This window comes from Thalassotalea ponticola (assembly GCF_041379045.1).
Lineage (GTDB): Bacteria > Pseudomonadota > Gammaproteobacteria > Enterobacterales > Alteromonadaceae > Thalassotalea_A > Thalassotalea_A ponticola.
Map to the genome: position 1 here is coordinate 2,005,434 of NZ_CP166871.1, position 19,094 is coordinate 2,024,527.

The 19,094-nt window shown below is 40.5% G+C and carries 13 protein-coding genes, 1 pseudogene and 1 CRISPR repeat array; of the genes and pseudogenes, 1 reads left to right on the plus strand and 13 read right to left on the minus strand.

Features of this window, described 5'->3' with window-relative positions:
* Window positions 1–13 precede the first annotated feature (13 nt).
* From ACAY30_RS08675 to csx16, 9 genes are all read right to left on the minus strand, one after another.
* A complete protein-coding gene (locus ACAY30_RS08675; RefSeq protein WP_290250192.1) occupies window positions 14–595 on the minus strand; it encodes a 4Fe-4S single cluster domain-containing protein in 582 nt (193 codons plus the stop codon).
* The gene (locus ACAY30_RS08680) at window positions 595–2,433 is read right to left on the minus strand and encodes an AAA family ATPase (protein WP_290250193.1); all 1,839 of its coding nucleotides are present in this window, start codon (window positions 2,431–2,433) and stop codon (window positions 595–597) included. Before ACAY30_RS08680 ends, ACAY30_RS08675 begins: the two co-directional genes overlap by 1 nt.
* Window positions 2,434–2,437: 4 nt before the next feature.
* A complete protein-coding gene (locus ACAY30_RS08685) occupies window positions 2,438–3,574 on the minus strand; it encodes a hypothetical protein (RefSeq protein WP_290250194.1) in 1,137 nt (378 codons plus the stop codon).
* A gap of 2 nt (window positions 3,575–3,576) precedes the next feature.
* Window positions 3,577–5,697 carry a PIN domain-containing protein gene (locus tag ACAY30_RS08690; RefSeq protein WP_290250195.1) on the minus strand — a complete coding sequence of 707 codons (2,121 nt, stop codon included), beginning with the start codon at window positions 5,695–5,697 and terminating at the stop codon, window positions 3,577–3,579.
* The gene (locus tag ACAY30_RS08695) at window positions 5,694–9,662 is read right to left on the minus strand and encodes a DEAD/DEAH box helicase (RefSeq protein ID WP_290250196.1); all 3,969 of its coding nucleotides are present in this window, start codon (window positions 9,660–9,662) and stop codon (window positions 5,694–5,696) included. The genes ACAY30_RS08690 and ACAY30_RS08695 overlap by 4 nt, the downstream gene beginning before the upstream one ends.
* Window positions 9,663–10,160: 498 nt before the next feature.
* Window positions 10,161–11,198, minus strand: coding sequence for a hypothetical protein (locus ACAY30_RS08700; RefSeq protein ID WP_290250197.1), 1,038 nt, complete (start codon window positions 11,196–11,198; stop codon window positions 10,161–10,163).
* A 411-nt stretch (window positions 11,199–11,609) separates the two neighbouring features.
* On the minus strand, window positions 11,610–12,797 hold the full coding sequence (locus ACAY30_RS08705; protein ID WP_290250198.1) for a Card1-like endonuclease domain-containing protein: 1,188 nt from the start codon (window positions 12,795–12,797) through the stop codon (window positions 11,610–11,612).
* Window positions 12,798–12,801: 4 nt separating this feature from the next.
* Complete coding sequence (gene csm6, locus ACAY30_RS08710; RefSeq protein ID WP_290250199.1) at window positions 12,802–13,941, minus strand: CRISPR-associated ring nuclease Csm6; 1,140 nt, start codon at window positions 13,939–13,941, stop codon at window positions 12,802–12,804.
* A 5-nt stretch (window positions 13,942–13,946) separates the two neighbouring features.
* On the minus strand, window positions 13,947–14,246 hold the full coding sequence (gene csx16, locus ACAY30_RS08715; protein ID WP_290250200.1) for a CRISPR-associated protein Csx16: 300 nt from the start codon (window positions 14,244–14,246) through the stop codon (window positions 13,947–13,949).
* Between the two features lie 794 nt (window positions 14,247–15,040).
* Here csx16 and ACAY30_RS08720 point away from each other — a divergent pair.
* Window positions 15,041–16,075, plus strand: a complete 1,035-nt coding sequence (locus ACAY30_RS08720; protein ID WP_290250201.1) for a toprim domain-containing protein — start codon at window positions 15,041–15,043, stop codon at window positions 16,073–16,075.
* A gap of 25 nt (window positions 16,076–16,100) precedes the next feature.
* A CRISPR array of direct repeats spans window positions 16,101–17,386; the repeat unit is 36 nt; unit sequence GTCTTAATCCCCTTTATCACGGGGCAACATTCCAAC.
* Window positions 17,387–17,544: 158 nt separating this feature from the next.
* Here ACAY30_RS08720 and cas2 read toward each other — a convergent pair.
* From cas2 to ACAY30_RS08740, 4 genes and pseudogenes are all read right to left on the minus strand, one after another.
* Complete coding sequence (gene cas2, locus ACAY30_RS08725; protein WP_290250202.1) at window positions 17,545–17,823, minus strand: CRISPR-associated endonuclease Cas2; 279 nt, start codon at window positions 17,821–17,823, stop codon at window positions 17,545–17,547.
* Window positions 17,820–18,791 (minus strand): CRISPR-associated endonuclease Cas1, encoded by a 972-nt coding sequence (gene cas1 / locus ACAY30_RS08730; protein WP_290250203.1) that lies wholly within the window; start codon window positions 18,789–18,791, stop codon window positions 17,820–17,822. Before cas1 ends, cas2 begins: the two co-directional genes overlap by 4 nt.
* A gap of 2 nt (window positions 18,792–18,793) precedes the next feature.
* Window positions 18,794–18,931 carry a hypothetical protein gene (locus tag ACAY30_RS08735; protein ID WP_371190289.1) on the minus strand — a complete coding sequence of 46 codons (138 nt, stop codon included), beginning with the start codon at window positions 18,929–18,931 and terminating at the stop codon, window positions 18,794–18,796.
* Window positions 18,932–18,934: 3 nt separating this feature from the next.
* Window positions 18,935–19,087: pseudogene (locus ACAY30_RS08740) on the minus strand (hypothetical protein); the annotation flags it as partial.
* Window positions 19,088–19,094: the final 7 nt, after the last annotated feature.

Genomic DNA, 19,094 nt, shown 5'->3' on the forward strand with positions numbered 1-19,094 from the left:
ATTCATTTCTTTATCAAACCTTTACAATAAACGGCAGACCGTTGGCAGAAACTTGCCCATGAGCATTAATACGCCATTCATTTGTTACTGTTCCTAAGCTAGACTCTATCGAGCGATCGTATCTGTTCGTTAAATAGTGAAATTTTTGATTCATTGAACCAACCCAGTTACGGTTTTGCTCAACGTGTTTCAATTCAAATTCACCGTCTACAACAACATCAACGTGATTCAATAGCTTAGCAATACCTGCGAATCTGCTTTCATCCAATTCTTCAAGCTCATATCCCGTAAATAACATAACAGATAAACCAATGCTCTGCGCAAACTGAGCTAATTCCGATAAGCCATTAGCCTGCAACACTGGTTCACCACCAAGTAAGGTTATGCCTTGGATACCAAAATTCTTTTTGTTTGCTTCTACTCGCTTTTTAAGTTGTTCTACTTCGATAACGTTTGCGGGTTTTATTTTCAGAAAGTCCGGATTACAACATGATGAACATCGCTTCAAGCACCCTTGAACCCAGACAGCCGTGCGTACACCAGGTCCTTCTGCTGCTGTCGCATCAACGATCGCCCCTAGATTAAGCCAAGACATCAGTCAATCTCGAAGTCAAAGCGATTACCGGCTTGAACCACTCTAACTGGACGTTTCTCGAATCTATCCTTGTCCATAAGGTTTGCAAACAAAAACTCAGCTAACGGATCGAAAAGCATAGTAACCATCGCATTTAATACCCCACGCCCACCGGCACTTATATCAACTTGTTCAACAATAGTCTTCAAAGCTTTTGGTTCATTTTCGAAAATCAGATCGGATATACCCCATTTTTCTTTCAGACGGGTTTTCAACGGTTCAAGTTTTGCTTTCGCAATTCCAACAAGAACATCTGAACTCGTCATAAAATTAAAAGGTACGATATTCGCTTCGCCAATGCGACCCAGTAATTCAGGACGTTTTAACTCATGTACAAAATGCCTAGACACATGAGCTTTGAATTGCTCAATCGCCCGCTCTCCTGGTTCAATTTCACTGGCTCCGATATTGGATGTAAATACTATAAACGTATCGGAAAAACTTACCGTCTCCCCTTTACCATCAGTAAGACGTCCATCTTCTAAAATTTGGAGAAATTTATCCAAAATACGAGGGTGCGCTTTTTCAATTTCATCAAACAGTAATAATGAAAATGGCCTTTTTTTCACTGCATTAGTGAGTTGCCCTCCCTCTTCGAATCCTACGTAACCAGGTGGTGCACCGACTAATCTCTGATCTGCATGTTCGTGGTTAAATTCTGACATATCAAAACGTAAGCAGGCATCTTCATCACCAAACAAAAAGCTAGCTAGCGACTTAGCTAACTCCGTTTTGCCAACACCTGTCGGGCCAACAAAAAACAAAGCGCCTTTAGGCATTCTCGACTTCGACGAGTGCTGAAGTCCGGACAATCCGGTAAATGCTCTTACCAAGACTTTTCTTACCAATTTTATGGCTGCATCTTGTCCTTTAACCCTTCTTGTTAAAATCAGTTCAACGTGTTTGAGTTTATCGTAGTTTAATTGCTCCCACGGCGATTCCTTACTACCGTATCGATACAATGAGACTAATGCTTCTATGGATAACTCGGGCTGATGTCGGGAAAGGCGAGCGAGTTGATTAATTTCGCGAAGGGTAAATGAATCGGTTAAATCAACAAAGTCTGCTAATAATCGCGACTCACTCGATAACTTTTTCTCAATATTAAAAACATCTTTTAGCCCCAATATTACTTGCTTGCGTTCAGCGCGATTTGGCAGAGGAACTACGATTTCGGCGAATTGTGGGTTACCAGAGATCAGCACAGGAGGTAAATGATTGTTTCCATGACATACAAACACCATCAAACTTAGAACGCTATTTACTTGATCGAGGCTCATTTCATCTTCAGAATCGCGCAAGTTTTGTGACAATTGAATTATCCAGCCTCGCTCTTGTTCTGACAGTGCGTTAACTTGACCAAACAACAAATTAGACCAATCGACGAGAAACGCTACTTTAGGGGCATGGCTGTTTAACATCACGCGTTGAGCTACCGCAAAAAAATCCTGCGGTGTAAGCTGAGTCTGCCCTTGAGGTACAGCACTGTGTTGCGAAGTTTCATCATCAAAATCATAATCATCCCCCTCAACTTCCTCAGACTGCGATCCAAATGATGTCTGTAACTCATTCCATTCTGAATCAGATATTCCAGATAATCCACCCACGCGAGAATAATGAATAACGTGTTTGAAACCCAGCTTTTTAAGTGTATCACTTAACGCTTGTGTGAATGGTACCACTTTGTCTTCTGTGTCAAATACAAGATTATTAACATTACCACTGATAACAATTCCTCGACGTAATTTCGCTTGGCGAGATAGTTCATCAAGCCATGTTGATGTTTTTCGATCGTTCATATTCCTATCCTTGTTCATTCTTTGTTTGAGATGGAATGGGTTTCATTTCGGAATCTTCATCATCTGGATTACTCCACAAAACGCGTGAATCAGACAAATCTACCCCATAGATTTCGCTGAGTTTGGGCAAGACTGTATCTATATCCTTTTTACAGGTTTGACCTTTGTAGTTATCAAATTTATACGTACAACTGCCATCTAACCGAATCAGAAATTGCGCTCGATTACCTGCCGGTCGAGAAGCCGAAATCACGACCTCTTTATCTCCTGTTTTTGTGACAACTAGTTTCGGCTTTTGTACCGAAAAACCACTGTTTTTAAGCGTATTGAAAATGGCTTTCACAGTCTCTTTACGTACAGATTCATCCTCAATTTTCTTATCTGCCTGATAAGAAACCCGTTCTATTTTTTCAAGTTGCTTAACTGGATTTTCACAATTTTCTAAACAAATATCGTCAAGCTGCTTCGTGATCTCTTGAGCTTGCCCATCGGGTAAGTTTTTTAACGCCATATCCGAAATAACTCCGGCTAAGTGTTTATTAACACTTGGTTGGGCTTGCTTTTTCATATCGGCTCTGCGCTCCTCAGCTTTTTTACATCCCTGTTTTTTGAGCGCTAGGAACCTAGACGTCAGTTCACCTTCTGTATCAATAGAATTTTCTGAAAACACCTCATGCTCAAGTGCTTTAATTTCCTCGATCATTAAATTTAGCGAAAGTTTGTCGTCCCAATCACACATTTCCTGAGTCCAGCACGCAGCAATTCGTGCGTTTTTCTGTTTCTCCGCTTCAACTCTCGCCTCTCGATCTTTTAAATATTGTTGGTACTGTGCTTCCTCTACTTGTTTTTTTATCCGTCGCGCAATACTAGGTAACGAATAAATTTCAGAAGCCAATAATTGAGAGTGTTCCCTCGCGGTAAAGGGATCGCTATCGAGCTCCCTTCGAATCTGTTGGAGTTCAACAAGGCTACGATCATACTGTTCTTGCACAAATTCACTCAACCCCTGCTGCCGTAATATCGATAAGACATGTTGATAACGTTCCAAGTAGTCAGACGTAGTATTGCGGACGCGATCTTCTGCAATTCTTTGGCGACGTTCTCGTTCTAACCTGTACTGCGCTTCATGGATTTGGCTCACTTTTACTTCCTTTTAATCTTTTTATTACGCTGCGAACCAGCTAGATACCGTTGCGTCGATTGATTCGCGATGCCTTCGGCATTTGCTAGATTTCGCAGGTTCTTGTCATTTGTTATAAGTATTGAATTACACAATCGATAATAAGCAGCAACTGACAATATTTTCAAATCAGGCTTGCCTATTGTATTCTTATCCATCTTGTCTAATAAGTCTGGACGCGCCTGTTCATAGTCGATAATGCTGCAATCTAATCGGTCGATTACTGCTCTGGCTTTCTTAGCCTTATCACTCCACTTACCGTCAATATTTTCTTGTTTCAGACCATCTAATTCATGTAAGACCGTTGTAGGTACTACAACTTGATCTGACGGTTTAACCTTGTCTAATAAGGATAAATCTTGCATGAGGCAGTTCGTATCGATTATCACAACTCGCTTCTTAAAGTCGTTTGGATTAGCATACTGCGATTGAAAATATTGCTGGATGTTAAGTATTTTTTCTTCAAGCTTTGCCAATATTGACTCATTAACTGCCCTCGCCGGGAGCATCTTTGATAATGATTTAATTTGAATAGCCAAATTATTTAATAATTGGTAGCGCGACACATTAAGCTTAAGCACCTTGAAGTTGTCTACATTCAGTAGGTCTTGTTGTATTTTTCTATTTATAGAATCATATGTCTTTACTAAATCAGATAATACTTTGCTAATAGATAAACCTGCAATTACTTCAATTTTTCTTATCGCCGAATTAATTAATGTAATTAAACAGTCGGTTGTTAAGCTATCTACAGATAATTCTTTCTCTTTAAGAAAATGGATACATTGCTCAACCTCTTCCTTGTTTCTTAGGGGCCTAAATTTCTGTTTAAACATAGCTACGCTAAGATCAGTTACTAACTTATTCATTTTGTTATAATAACCAACCACTTGCTTGATATTTGCGCAAGGCAAACGTTTAATTGCCTGATTACAATCAATGACAGCTGAAAAAATGACAACATTGATGTCTTCACTTGTCAAAAGGTACTGTTCAAGTTGCTCTTTCTTGTTATCGGCTTGAGTGATGATAGTCAAATCAACCTCACGAGGCTGTCCACTATACCAAACCTGTGATAGACCAGATTGCACATCAAAGCCGCCATTTGATTTATGTACTAGCAGTGCATCAGCGCCCTCCTCCAATGAGATAGGACTTCGGCTAAGTGTTAAGACGTTGCCTTTTAATGATGGATTACTTGAAGGGTCAACAACCACACTCGCTACATTGGCGGTTTCAATATTTTTATCGAAAGTTAGTAGATAATGTGGCTTTAGCTTATTTATCACGGCCGTTATTTGACCAATTGGAGCCACGTCGTGAACCATATTCCAGTCAAATTGAAGTTGCTGGTGTTGACAATCTGAAGAAAAAACTGGAGAAATAACGAACTGCCAAAGATATTCTGCTTCTGCACCCTCTAGCCATTTTGAAAAAACCACATCTTTAGACATAGGCGTTATATTGCCATTATGATCAATATCAATCTTAAATACTTTTCGGTCCCAAATTTCCCCGTTCAGTTGAGGTTCTATCTTGTCAATACGCTCGTTCACCTTTGACTTCCAACGCTGTCTCAATTTCTCATCAATCAATGGTTTGACTGCAGAGAGAGTGACATCCAAACTGTCAATTGGCAAACGTATTGGATTTTCACCAAAAGTTGATTTGACATCATTCTTACCGACTATTTTCCCTAACAGAGGATCATAATAGCTGGTTTCGGTGGTATACTTATTCTCGCTCGGCAGCGCATTCTGGGATAGGAACTCTCGTCCTTCGCTAGTAATCAAAATACAATTACATTGCATCCCTAACGCATCATCTATTGAATAATCATTACTAAGCTGAATCGCCCTAAAATCGTTTAAATGCCTCAGAGCATCAATAAAAAATGTTGAACATAGTTTCAGATGATTAGCAATGTCTTCAAGAGTGCGATCCCCCAACTCGACTGAATATTTCGCAAACAATTGCAAAAGACTTTTCTCAAATACGGTTGGACGTCGCACCGTTTGATAGGAAATTATTGAATCAACTTTCAAGACAGGAATGTCAATTTTAATATTATGTGCGTAAATCACTTTGGCGCTCCTTTGCCTATTAAATACGTACCATCAAAGTGTTCTGTCATTTCTGCTGCACTGAAAATACTGGCTTGGCGATCTAATTGGGCAAAAAATTGGCGGTAAACCTGTTTTTTCTGTTTACCCGGCTTGTCCATATTAGGAAGCCACACATCTCTCAGTTCTAGCATGTTGCGGGCACCGAACATGATTAATAAGTTTTGTGCCCGTGACATAGCAACGTTGATGAATTCGAACCGTGCAACATTGGCTTTTGCAGACCTGCGTTTATGCTTTGGTCCTCCATCGTTGCGAACTAAGCTAATTAAAATTATTGGCTTCTCTTTACCTTGATATCTTATAACGGTATTGATTTCGACATGGATAGCATCAAATTGAATTTTACCGTTATTTACCTTTTTAATTTCATCGCGAATAACTCGACATTGCGCAGCATAGAACGAAACTACGCCTACGACTTGCTTGTTGTGTTTATCAAAACCTTGCTGAGCGCATTGTTGATTTATTTCAACCAAAGTACGAGCGATAAGAATGGCTTCTAGTCGGTTGGTTCGATCTTGGTTCTCTTTAAAAACGTTTCCTTTAAAGTCTAAAGACGTATCGACCCACAGCACATGATCTTTATGCGACAAGAGTGTATTATGTTTACTCTTCAACAGAATATTGTGTGATCTGTCTTTTTCTGGATTTCCGCACAACAGTTGTCCGTCGTAAAAATAATTCACGAAGTTCATTATCTTCGGATGCATGCGATACTGTGTAGTCAATCGTTCTTTTATCGATGAATCGGCATTTTCAAAATGTTCTTTAAAAAGTGATGCTGTCACCATTTTTTCAAAGCGATTCAAATTGTCCCTGGTGAGCAGTGTCTCTGTGTCGTCATCTTCATATTCCTCTATTTTATCTGTGAAGGCTTGTGCATCTTGGCTTTCTTGAAAAACGGGAGGTAACTGGCGATGATCACCGACTAAAACTGCTTTGCGTGCGCGCATAAGAGGTAGCAAAAGTTCTACCGGCGTCGCCTTAGATACCTCATCAATGATCACGGTATCAAAGCTTTCGATTCCTGCATCCTTAAGGGTTTTGTCACTTTCATTACACGAAATAGCAACTAAATTACAGCTTTCAAGAAAAGTTTGGCTTACGTGCTCCCAATCGCGTTGCGCCGAATTTTCTATTGATAGATTGGCTGTCCAATCATGCAAAAAACCTCGCCATGGTGCATGCTTTTTATCGAATTCAATAGCCACATCCATTTTATCTTGATAGTCTTTATTTGCTTCTCTCAAGCATTCATCCAAATTCCGTGTCGAGTCAAGGTTTCTAGCGGATAATAGCTCGGCAGCTCTAGACTTATGTGCCTGCAGTGACTCGTTAAGAGTCGCCAAATCTCTCTCAGTAATTTGTAAAGCCTTCTGTCTTTTCCTTAATGCATCACTTGATGGCTTTGGAATATGTTTATTTTGTTTCAACCATTGGTTTTGTTGATCAATAACTTCCTGCAATACAATATCAACCTCCTGCTTTAAACCATCTAACTTACCGATTCTATTAGACATTAACTGATAGGTCTGTGCGGCATTTTTAACATTGACAATATCTCTTCTATCCGTGAAACACTGATAATTTGCAATATCTAATCCTGCAGCCTGATTTTGAAGAACTCTAATTTCCGCTCTAACTTCACGCCATTGCACAAATAGCTCTTCGCTATCATTTGTCTCCAGTTCTGCGGCTAAGTTTTCTTCACGAATTTCTAACTGCGTAATCTTTTCCTGTGTTAAATCATCTTTTAATGACTCACTTCCGGCACTTTGAAGGCGTAACAAATCCGTTCGTAATGCTGGCAGTATTTCTTTTACTCGACTCCAGATTGCCAACAAAGCATTTAGCACCAATGCACTTGAAGCTGGATTATCAAAGTCTTCAAACGCTAAAAAGTGTTCTTCAATGTCGATGTTTTGCTCCTTCATCTGTTGCAGCAGAACGATCAAATTTGTACACGCTATCGGAAGGAAAGAGTCACTAATAATCTCCAATTTTTCGTTTTGTAGGTTAACCATTGATTGATTTGTAGCGTCAATTTGGCTAGATAACACCTCCCAGCGACAAACACTATCGTCATACGCTTGTTGCTCCTTCGCTAGAGAGTCTTTGACAAACTTTTTCTGCTGATACTGTCTATTGAGTTGGTCTTCAACACTTTGCAGATCTGCAACAACATATTTAGCACTTTCAATCCACATCTTGAGTTGTGTGAATTCTTCATCTCTTTTCTGTTGAGGTATAAGCCACTGGTCTTTGGCGTAGTCATGTAAACTTGAATAGTAACGTCCCAAAGCCTTATCTTCAGCAAACGCTTTACCCTCTTCGGTAATTTTTCCGTGCCCTCGAGCAAGTCGAATAGCTCTTAATTCAGGTCGGTTGCGAATGCAACTTAAAGCATTATCAATGGCGTCATGCGATTGGCTTGCCAACAAAACTGTTTCGCCATTACGTGCTAACTGAAGAATGGCTTCAGCAATGACAGTCGTCTTGCCCGTTCCCGGCGGACCTTGTACCAAACACAGATCTGGCGCTGATACCATTTTATTGACCGCTTGTTTCTGAGCTGCGTTTAATTGCTCGTTAAACCATGATTCGATAGTAGTATCATTTTTTGATGCCCCTGCTTTGGAAATGTCAAACATATAGCTAGAAAGATACGGGGAGTAACAGTTTTCATTCTGGCGCAAATTTTTAATCGTTTGCTCTTGTCGTTTAATCAAGGTCAGATCACCAACAGAAGGGAACGAAATAAAACCTTGCTCAGGAATAGCACTAAGTAATGCGTCCTCTACTTGCTTCCTCTCTGAAATCAAATCAGAAGCGCTTTGCGTTTCATTATCTTCTGTTATTTCAATTTCCTTTAACGCGTTATCGAGTTTGTTTTTCCAATCTTCTGATGGTTCAATTGTTACATAGGCTAAAATAGGTTTGTCAATCCCGCTCTCATGCAGCAAAGTAAGATGCTTACTGTACTTCTTCGTTTCAGTCACTTTTAGCTTTTTAATTCTACCTTTTAAGTGACCCAATTGTTCACCACGCGGTATGCGACTAAACTTGTCATTAAAATTCAACTCAAAGCGCCATTGGTCTTGTGAAATTCCTAATTCAAACGCTTCAAGGTCTTTTCGCTTAAATACGCTGTCGGCCTGACTAATAAGTTGTTCACGCTCAGCCATAACAAGAAACTGCAGGTTACTTTGTTGATCAAATGAGTGTTCTAGATAGCGTAGCCCGATGGTTTTCCGATCAATCAGTTGTCTTTTGAAATTCAAAAACTCTTGCCAATCCTTTAATTTTTCTGCTGCTTTGACCGAAATAGCAGGCAATTTGTCAGCGAGTTCTGGAGTTAAAATATTGTCTGTACAGTAACGCTCTGGGCGCAACGAACTCGCAGAAGCAAGCAGCTCTACTTCATAATCGGCTGCACCTTCGTCGTTGAAGCTGGTGAAGATATCTTCGGGAACAAAAACCGGATTCCTTTGCATGACTCCCCAGTAACCTCTGATGCAAATAGCACTTGTTGAAGGTAAGTCGTTTAAGAACTCTCCATGGTTAGGAATTCGAATAGCGAGATTAATCCGCTCTTCCGCTTGGTCCTTTATTGATAAGTTCGCCACAAAATATGCTAGTGGAATATTTTCTAAAAAGAAGTCTCTCAAAAATAGGTTCAGCTGGTCATCAATATCTTCGCTCTGGTTTTTATACTTTCCTTCGAGCTTAGGATGCTTAAAAAACAAACGACGTAACGAACCCTTTAAACGCTTCTCATTACGATTTGTTTCGTTACTCCAATACAACACACCATCCATAGTTTTACTGGTATTAGGTGCCGCCTCGTGCTCAAACGAGTGCGAATATTCTTCCCTGGTGTCCATTTCATCTTCTGAAAAATCATCAGCCCAGTAACTATCCATAATTGTCCTTATTTTCGAAATACTAAATTTTATTAACAAGTGTATGACGTTGTCATATACGCTCAACCAAGTTTGAATCAGACATCAACTATCAGGGCAACACGTCGACACGTAGGCTGCAGACTTGAACTTAGATGATATCAAGTCATCCCCCTTTCCTAAAAACACCAGCTATACAAGACTCACAAACTTCGCTGTACGTTAATCAACTATTTAAAATGCGTCTTGGTTACCTTGCGTCTCATAGAGAACATTTAAAAAGAGAAGTTCATGTGACCAACTCGTAACTCCGTTTGTCATGTTGGCAACTGGTTAGTATGTTTTACATGAGCAAGCTTAACCTATCTCTGTAAGAACTTTGCAATAAAAAGCTTTTTACGACCGTAACCGTTAACTAAACTTGTTGTTTATATTTTTTAACCTCTATTCGTTGACCGCACTCGTGCTCCAACCAAGTCTTACATTAATCCGCATATTGTATCGATACTGTAACTGGGGCTAGATCAAACGCTTAGCGTGCTCTAAATCGTCTAGCACTAGCCCTAAGTGCAACGGATTATTACCCCCAAAGTACGGATTGGGGTTCTTAAATGTTGATTGCTTGTGACTGTACTTTTTCTCAAAGCGCTCGAGATAATTTTCCCAATACACTTTATCTTGTGAACTAAGCTTGTATTTATCGCTTTGTAACAGCATTTGTCGTACCAAAAATGCTTTTAAATAAACTAACTGATCTTGGCTATCCCATATATCAAAAAACGTATTCCACAACTCTTGTTCACGATGGCATTTATCTAGCATGAGTAAAAACTCATCAATTCTGCTGATGCCCAAAATCTGATAGATATAATAAATAGCTCCCTCCCAATAGGAGCCTATTTGAAAAATATCGCCGCCTGCGATAGGGTACTCTGGATACTTTGCTACTGAAGCAGATCTAAGGTTATCAATAATTGAGATATAGGCTGTGTGCCAATCGTCATTTATCGTTAAATGATTGGGATCAGCATATACAAACTTGCGACCATTCCTTTGATGGAGTTTTCGGTGTGGAGGAGTGAGTATGCCTTCAGATGAAGTCGATTGAATATACCCAGTTGGTGAGGAATAGTAATCACGATACATCACCGGCAGTATGCCTTTCTCTGCATTCCCTAGAATATACGTTAACCATCCTGCATACTCGAAGTTGTTTGCTTTACACTGCGTCAATAATCGTGGGAAGCGCTCTTTTATGCGCTCAGCTAATTGTCTTGCATTCAGTGTTATTGCATCTTCCCAGCCGAAATAGAGGTTACCATCGAGTCCAGATGAATGAGACGCCTGTTCGTACGTGCCGTCATTGTAGCAAGCGATGTTGTCGTCATTATCAATGAACACATCATAAAATGGAACCAATTGCACCCGCCAATGACCACCAGATGATGACATGCCAGTATAAATAGCTAAATTTTGATATCCCTGCTTATGTAGCTCGTGTACTGCGCGTAATAAACGACAACATCGCCGAATTAATTGCTCTTCCGTAGCGCTCATTATAGAAATCCTATTCTCAATCGTCCTTGCACTTGTTAGCTATAGTTGCACAACTCAGACAACAAATGAACCCTCTACGTGACTCAATGTTGTTTAAATAACCTGAATATTGTTTTGCCAATCGGTTAATACACTTTCTAGACGAACTTGAACGAAGAGGTATCTTATACCTAGCAATTAATTTAAATCACTGCCCAGTGTATAAACAAAGCGACTCGACAGCGGCATACAACGTACAACCTACTCTCGTGAATACTCGATCATTTTCGAACAAAGCATTGTAGCTTAATCCCGATACTGACCATTTCAAACTTGCTCAGGCTTTTATAGCAAGTAGTCGGTGGAAAGCTTACAAAGTATGGTATCAGCGCGCTATCAATGCGATAGTGCTTTTGTCTGAGCTAATACACATTAAACGTCTGTTTCCAATTTCCAGTTGCAAAAATAATCGACCAACGCCTGATAACTCCGAACTTGCAACGGTTCTAAGTTACGTTTATTTAATAACCTATCTTCGGTTGAATCGTTGAACGGCAAAGCGGAAACCAAAACCCCTTTAGCTAACATACCACCAAGCTCCGCTGTTAAACTGTCAAGCTTACGCACTGTATTTTGACCTGAGCCATCTCGCCAGTTTTTCGTTTTTACTTCAACCAGTAACATTTGGTTATTATTCACTAACACCACGTCCAGCTCATTAGCTATCGTTGCGTTTTTAACAGCGTCGTGTTTGGCTAACGCGTACCCTTCGACATTCATTGCCACATGTTCAATTTGAGCTTGCTGAGCCGCTAAAAACGTCAATTCTTCTAGCCAGCCTCCCCCTAAATATCTAGCAACATCTTCTGATTTGAAGGTAATACTTTGACCTGACCAAGTGAGCACCCCTGAGTTTTGAGCGAGATCTAATATTGCAGCCAATTTCTTAACTTTATGATCATCAACTGGAATTTGAGCAATAAACGTTGAATTACTACGCGAAAAATTTGTTTGTTGACACAAACCATTCAAAACTGAAATTAAAAAACCTTGCTTATTAGCCACCTTTAAAAGTTCTTTACTTAATTGTGCTCGCTGATACACACCGTCAATATCGATGCTGTCACGATCAAGCCACGACTCTGCCTGAAAACCACTAAGTTTAAGATAGCTAGGCACATCCAATATCGACATATAAGGTAACTGCGCTGAACTGGCATCATTTAACATTATCACCTTGTGTTTTTCGGTATCGGTATAAATCGCCATAGATTGTTCAGCGAGGTTGTCAAATTGCTTAGTAAATGCTAAAGACATTGGTTTTGTGCCACCGGTGGCGTTTAATACAATATGACAATTTGGGTGTTGAGAACGAATGCGATCAAACAATTCTCTTGCATCTGAGCGCAGTAATTCGTAGTCATGAGCATCAAGGGTTTGTACAACCTCTACATCCTCAAAGCCATTCTCTGTGTAATATTGCTTAAGCTGCTGAGTCTTGTGGGCAAAGCTATGACCAGATTGAACCAAATATACCTTAGATATATTTGATTTTGCCGACATGGTTGGAATTACATTAGGAAACAGTTGAGCTGATACTAAATTAATATAAATGTACACAGTGTTATTCCTTTATGGTTATATTTTCCGCGGCAACAAGGATGCCAACGCGTTTGTGCTTTGATATTTCACAGTCATAAAATGGCAACTTGTTAATGCCGATCAATTCGCAAAGATAACATCCAAATTTGTTTTTCAACGTCTTATTAAGGGTTGTTCGGGTTCTCTCGAACTTGTCATAATCCATCGCTTTAACAGGGCATTGTTCAGGATTATCTCGAAAGTCTTCTTGGTATTTAACGCCCAAGGCTTCAAATACTTTATTATCGCACCGCGTTTTCAACGCCCACTTTAAAAAGCGTCTACTGTAATTCTTACACTCTTCTTCTTTAAGATTTCTCGGGTTAATAAGACCTCGACAATCTTTTTGTTTTTCACTGATAAACCAACAATATGTTGCCATCTGATTTGGTGTAAGTTGGCAAATATCGTCATTTAATGTTACCTGATTTTTACTTAAATCAAGAACTAGCCAAATATTTTCTTTCTGTAGATTCAGTTTACTTACCGTAGAAGAAAAATCTTCGTATTGGTTATGCAATAAATTATCAGGCATCTCCTTGCGCATGCGCACAAAAGGAATATCAGCAAGAGTCACTTCCGCTTCTTTAGCATCTAAAATCGCGTTGTGTTTTTTAACAGTTTTGCTTTCTTTGGTCGGATAATAAAAATCGTGTATGCCTTCATATCCTTCACTCACTAAAACATGACTCAAAGTATCCTGCTGTCGACCAAACAAAGACATGGCGTACCCAAGATAAAACGTCATGGTTTTTCGCCCGCCTGCGATTGAAGCATGTACGGCCACGTTGGGATCAGAAGTGAACTCACGAACCTTTCGGGTAATAAAGTCAGCAATGGCACAGTGATCATCTTCAGTTAAAGCATCGTCGATTTGTACACCATCATTTTCAACACAATAAATATGGGATTCATCGAAAAGGACAGGACTCATTTGATATTCATTTAACAGCTGTTGCAGGTATGCATCCGTAATCAAGCCTAAGCGCGCTCGCTTTTTTCCTTCTCGCGTGGTTATGATATAGATTTCATCAATGTGCTGTCCCTGTTTGTGCAATGCATACAGAGTTTCTGTTACAACTTGGGGCGAAAGGCCGGTAACAGCCAAAAGCGCATGTTTCATAATGCTTATTTCCTTATACGCTGAAGGTGATATTCAACTAATATCGGTTGGCTAAGCAGAAATTCATCGTTTGTTAACTCCTTACCACGAAGAGTTGCCGGTATATCTATGTTGAGATTGTAATACCGTACACCATTAATGCACAGTTGTTCAACCAAGTGCAATGGCAAGTTACCATACACGCAATCACCCGCTTTAAATGCACTGGTATCAGTGCAGTGTGATAAAAACTCATCTATTCCCAAACCCATTAGCAACGACCAATTTATTGCTGCCTGATGGCGACTTATAAAATACTTTTTCATACTATCCCTTAATCAACAACCTTGGTCTGTGTTTGATATTTATTGCACTAATAGCAGTCTTAAATACTGGTAGCATTCTTATTATCGTACTGAATACTTAGCGCTTTGCCGACTCAAAGATGCTCACCCTGTATCAATTTTGTCTTTGTCTAGAACGGAATATCATCAACGTCATCTATATCTAAATTGTTGGTTGATGGTTTATCGCCGTATTTGTACCTACTATCACGATCAAGTGCTTCCTTGGCCTCTGCCGCAACATTGGCTCGTCATAACTTTGGGTTTTTTGGTGACTTCACCGGATGACGACAGGCTAGTTGGCCCACTATCTTTGCCGTCAAGCATGTGCAGTTGTGTCGCTTTGTCAGTCTAATCATCACTGATAGTCAACGAAACATTGCACACAGGCGCGCCATCACTTAAATGCCATAACACGGGAGCGTGGCCAGCGCGCCCAACTAAAATGACTTTATTGACTCCTCTAGACATCCTTCCTCCGCTACTCTTGCTCGTCTGTTAAAAAAAACACATGTCATACGATACATGATCATTTTTCTGTCAACCTAGGTAAAAAGCTTTTCACTCATGGAAATTTCATCTAACTAAGCATATTTCGCCCAGGTATTATGAATAAGTCATCTTGGCTCGCTTCCATCTGAACTGACATACCCGCGTGAAGCGACAAACCTTTACAAACAATAAAGAAATCCCTAAGACAAGTTTGTTACTCGATATCCGTAACTTAAAAAGCACTACGATAGACAATCTATTGTCAATCACAAGGCAGTCACAACGTGTATACCGCATTAGATATTATTCGCATTCATCAACATGAATTTATTATGGCATCAAATCAGGTTGGTATTGATGGCTCAGAATTACTGTCGAACATGCCCCCTCCTGGGGCCATGTTGAAAGGGAACAGTGTACCGGTATTAGAAAGCAAATATCGGGGAACTTGCAGTGTTTTGTTTTATATAAATCGAACTCGCTCCGGGCAAGAATACCCATATGTTCAATTTCGAACGTTCAAACATGGTGGAATTGTCAGTGAATTTAATGGCTTTACATATCTAAATAGTGACACATCGGGCACGGAAAAAATTAGTCATCAATACAGTAAAGTTGTTCGCATCAATCAAAAGCACAACACGACAACGAGATATCAAGAAGACAAAGCTAAATTACAAAGATATCACTCTATTCAAAAACAGTATTACGCCGCCAAGCCTATTGATATTAAACACCCTTGGCTTGCTCGTCGACTGAACGGTTACGCGACAACGTCATTGCTGTTAAGAACTGATATTAGAAGCACCGGCAATGGCGATTTATATGTTCCACTGCAAAATGCAACACACGGGCATGTTGGTTATCACAAAATTTTCAGCAAAAACCAACAAGATTATAAACGGCACTTGATTCTAAAATCTGGCTGTTTGAATGGAAGCTATGTCGAGATCAGAGGAAAAACAGCATCACAGCACAGTGTTGCAATTTGCGAAGGGCTTATCACCGGATTAAGTATCGCTCTGGTTTGGCATGGCCCAATATACGTAGCCCTTACCGCGAACAACTTGGCACATGTTCGTAAAAGTTTAAATGGTCAACCTAGTACAAATGTCTACCTGTTCACAGATAATGATCAGTGGAAACCTAATGTAGGCAATGTTGGAGTATTGAAAGCCAGACAAGCCATGTTGAGCGGTGACCACATAGTGATCCCCCAGTTTTCATCAACATCACTGCTGCACAAACCGACCGACTTTAATGACCTGCTGTTGTTGGAAGGTTTAAAGCAACTAGTCAAGCAAGTGCCCACCTTATAACCGTGGGCAATTTACATACCGATAGACCGTAATCCCCTTTATCACGGGGCAACATTCCAACCAGTTTAAGGAGAAATTTATGTCTAAATTAACGTCTTAATCCCCTTTATCACGGGGCAACATTCCAACACAGAAAAGCAGGCTATGTCAGTAGACGCAAAAACTGGGTCTTAATCCCCTTTATCACGGGGCAACATTCCAACCGACCTCTTTGTGGGATCTTGGCGTACAGACCCTGTCTTAATCCCCTTTATCACGGGGCAACATTCCAACGTTATCACACAGACATGAAGACCTTAAACTGTCTTAATCCCCTTTATCACGGGGCAACATTCCAACACAGAAGGCAAAAGCATCCGTGAAATGATGACGTCTTAATCCCCTTTATCACGGGGCAACATTCCAACCACTCAACAAGAAGAGAAGGGGGCGAAGAAAAGTCTTAATCCCCTTTATCACGGGGCAACATTCCAACGTTTGGCATGGCGAAAACACTGGGATTTGTGCTAGGTCTTAATCCCCTTTATCACGGGGCAACATTCCAACCCAGGTCAGCAGGTAGCTGGCGTAGTAGAAGTTCGTCTTAATCCCCTTTATCACGGGGCAACATTCCAACCACAAAACACTGGAGGAAGTAGACTATGGCACGTCTTAATCCCCTTTATCACGGGGCAACATTCCAACCTACAACGAGAGGCTGCTATCTTAGCTAAGGGTCTTAATCCCCTTTATCACGGGGCAACATTCCAACAGCGTAATCTTATGGATATGTTACATATAGAGCAGGAGTCTTAATCCCCTTTATCACGGGGCAACATTCCAACAGCGTAATCTTATGGATATGTTACATATAGAGCAGGAGTCTTAATCCCCTTTATCACGGGGCAACATTCCAACGGAAACCATGCGCGACGAGTCCTTCAACATGGAGGTCTTAATCCCCTTTATCACGGGGCAACATTCCAACCCCTATACTTATCACCCTATTGACGATCGCTGTAAGTCTTAATCCCCTTTATCACGGGGCAACATTCCAACGAAGACCACTGGCTAAACATCGGTTGGGGTCTGTCTTAATCCCCTTTATCACGGGGCAACATTCCAACGTTAACACAGGCACTACACCGCTATTTTGAGCGTCTTAATCCCCTTTATCACGGGGCAACATTCCAACCATTACCGTTTATCAACGCATGCATACTATGTCGTCTTAATCCCCTTTATCACGGGGCAACATTCCAACTATATTACTTTGCGTTTACCGAGAGCAAAGAGGTCTTAATCCCCTTTATCACGGGGCAACATTCCAACACTAGACCCTAATTTTATCTTATTTAAACAACAAGTTAAAAGTAGGTTTGAAGAAAAATTTAAAAACTCAAAAGTTGATGATTTCATCATTCATGGTTTGATGGTGTTGGTTATAACAAGGTAGCACACCTAGTGATCATACACCATGCGTTTGCTCTTTAATCGATATAAATACCCGCGTTTACATTACTTGCTCCTAATTTATTCCAATCATCTAGATGCACATTATTAACCGGATATAGCCTGACATCGTCTTCCTTTTTGTTAATGATTTGCGCTAACTCTTCCCACACTTCAGCTATCTGCAAACTCTGGCTGGTCTTGAGATAAAAGACCGAATATTGCAAAGGGATCCCATAACCAAGTAACACTTTATGCACTCGCTTAAGACGCTTTGGATGCCTAATATCGTAACTGATAATGTAATGTGTCGTCATATTGTGTTGTCTCGCTCGACTAGCGTTTTAGCAAGTATTGCACAAATTGAACGCAAATATTTTCGCCATTGCGGCATCGCGATCGCTAACTGCGCAAAAAATACTTTTCTGCCTGCTTTTGTTAACATACACGCCCCCGAATTTTCGCGACAAAAATGATCGGAACGCAGCACTCTCAAGCGAAACATCTCATAGACCCAAAAATCTACCTGTGTTCTGATCAGTTCCTCAATATCACACGCCAAGGAAGCGCGATTGTAGTCGGGCTGATGAAGAACGCCTAAATAAGGGGCAAGACCTGCACCATGACAAGCTCGGATTGCTTCAAAATAGGTCATTGTGTACATCAACGACAGAACTGCGTTCACTGGGTCGCGTGGTGGCCGTTTGTTTCTTCCTGTAAATTCTAGGCTGGGGGCAAAAGCTTCAGTAAACGCTGAAAAATAGTGCTTAGCGGCGATGCCTTCATAGCCCATCAATGTATGCATATTTGCAGTCGCGTCCGCCAACTTCGTCGAAGTTTTCAGTCTCAATTTCTGTAACGCTGATATCGCCCGATTAAACTGTGTGGCCTTGTCGGGTCGTTGTGATTTAAGCTTGCGAAGCATACTTAATTGTAAAGTAATTTTTCGTCTAATAAGCTTTTGAGCGAATAAACTTTTCTGTGCGTCATCAGATATACACTGATATTGCGCTACGCGCCTTGCAATATTGCCATTAGACATGGGCACACTGATCATACTAGCGTCTGGATTGCGGTTATTCAGGCAAATCAGTGAGACCTTAAATTTACTTAAACTGCGCAACATACCCGTGGTCAGTTGACAATCACAACTTATGACTAATGCGTTCATTTGAGTGAGGGGTAGGCTCGTGTAACTACCTTCCATACCAGGATGTTTTACTTTTAATCTTCCTTGGGCAACTGTGATTTGGGTATTTTTCCTATCAATAAAAATCGTTTCCATGTTTATCCAATATAGGTAAAGCCTAAGTTTACAGGAGCCGTAGCCACGCCAAGATATTTAACCTCTTCGTAAGACAGCACTGGTTGCAATACGATACTATCGCCCGGCTCACTACTCGCTTTTAACATTCGAACAAGCATCTGATACTCTGAGCGAGATAAAAAACATTCATAACATGAATACTGGCCACCAACGGCAAAACTCTTCACAATGGCACAAATTCTCTCCCGCCTAGCAGTATCAGAGATATCGTAGCAGCATAAAAACAGTTGCCTTTTTATATCCAAATTAAGCACTTGATCA

Bases quoted from the DNA above. Each gene is read 5' to 3' on its own strand.
- csx16 (WP_290250200.1), bottom strand. From the start codon at position 14,246: ATGAAAAAGTATTTTATAAGTCGCCATCAGGCAGCAATAAATTGGTCG.
- ACAY30_RS08680 (WP_290250193.1), bottom strand. From the start codon at position 2,433: ATGAACGATCGAAAAACATCAACATGGCTTGATGAACTATCTCGCCAA.
- ACAY30_RS08735 (WP_371190289.1), bottom strand. From the start codon at position 18,931: ATGCTTGTTCGAATGTTAAAAGCGAGTAGTGAGCCGGGCGATAGTATC.
- ACAY30_RS08675 (WP_290250192.1), bottom strand. From the start codon at position 595: ATGTCTTGGCTTAATCTAGGGGCGATCGTTGATGCGACAGCAGCAGAA.
- cas1 (WP_290250203.1), bottom strand. From the start codon at position 18,791: ATGGAAACGATTTTTATTGATAGGAAAAATACCCAAATCACAGTTGCC.
- csm6 (WP_290250199.1), bottom strand. From the start codon at position 13,941: ATGAAACATGCGCTTTTGGCTGTTACCGGCCTTTCGCCCCAAGTTGTA.
- ACAY30_RS08700 (WP_290250197.1), bottom strand. From the start codon at position 11,198: ATGAGCGCTACGGAAGAGCAATTAATTCGGCGATGTTGTCGTTTATTA.
- cas2 (WP_290250202.1), bottom strand. From the start codon at position 17,823: ATGACGACACATTACATTATCAGTTACGATATTAGGCATCCAAAGCGT.
- ACAY30_RS08695 (WP_290250196.1), bottom strand. From the start codon at position 9,662: ATGGATAGTTACTGGGCTGATGATTTTTCAGAAGATGAAATGGACACC.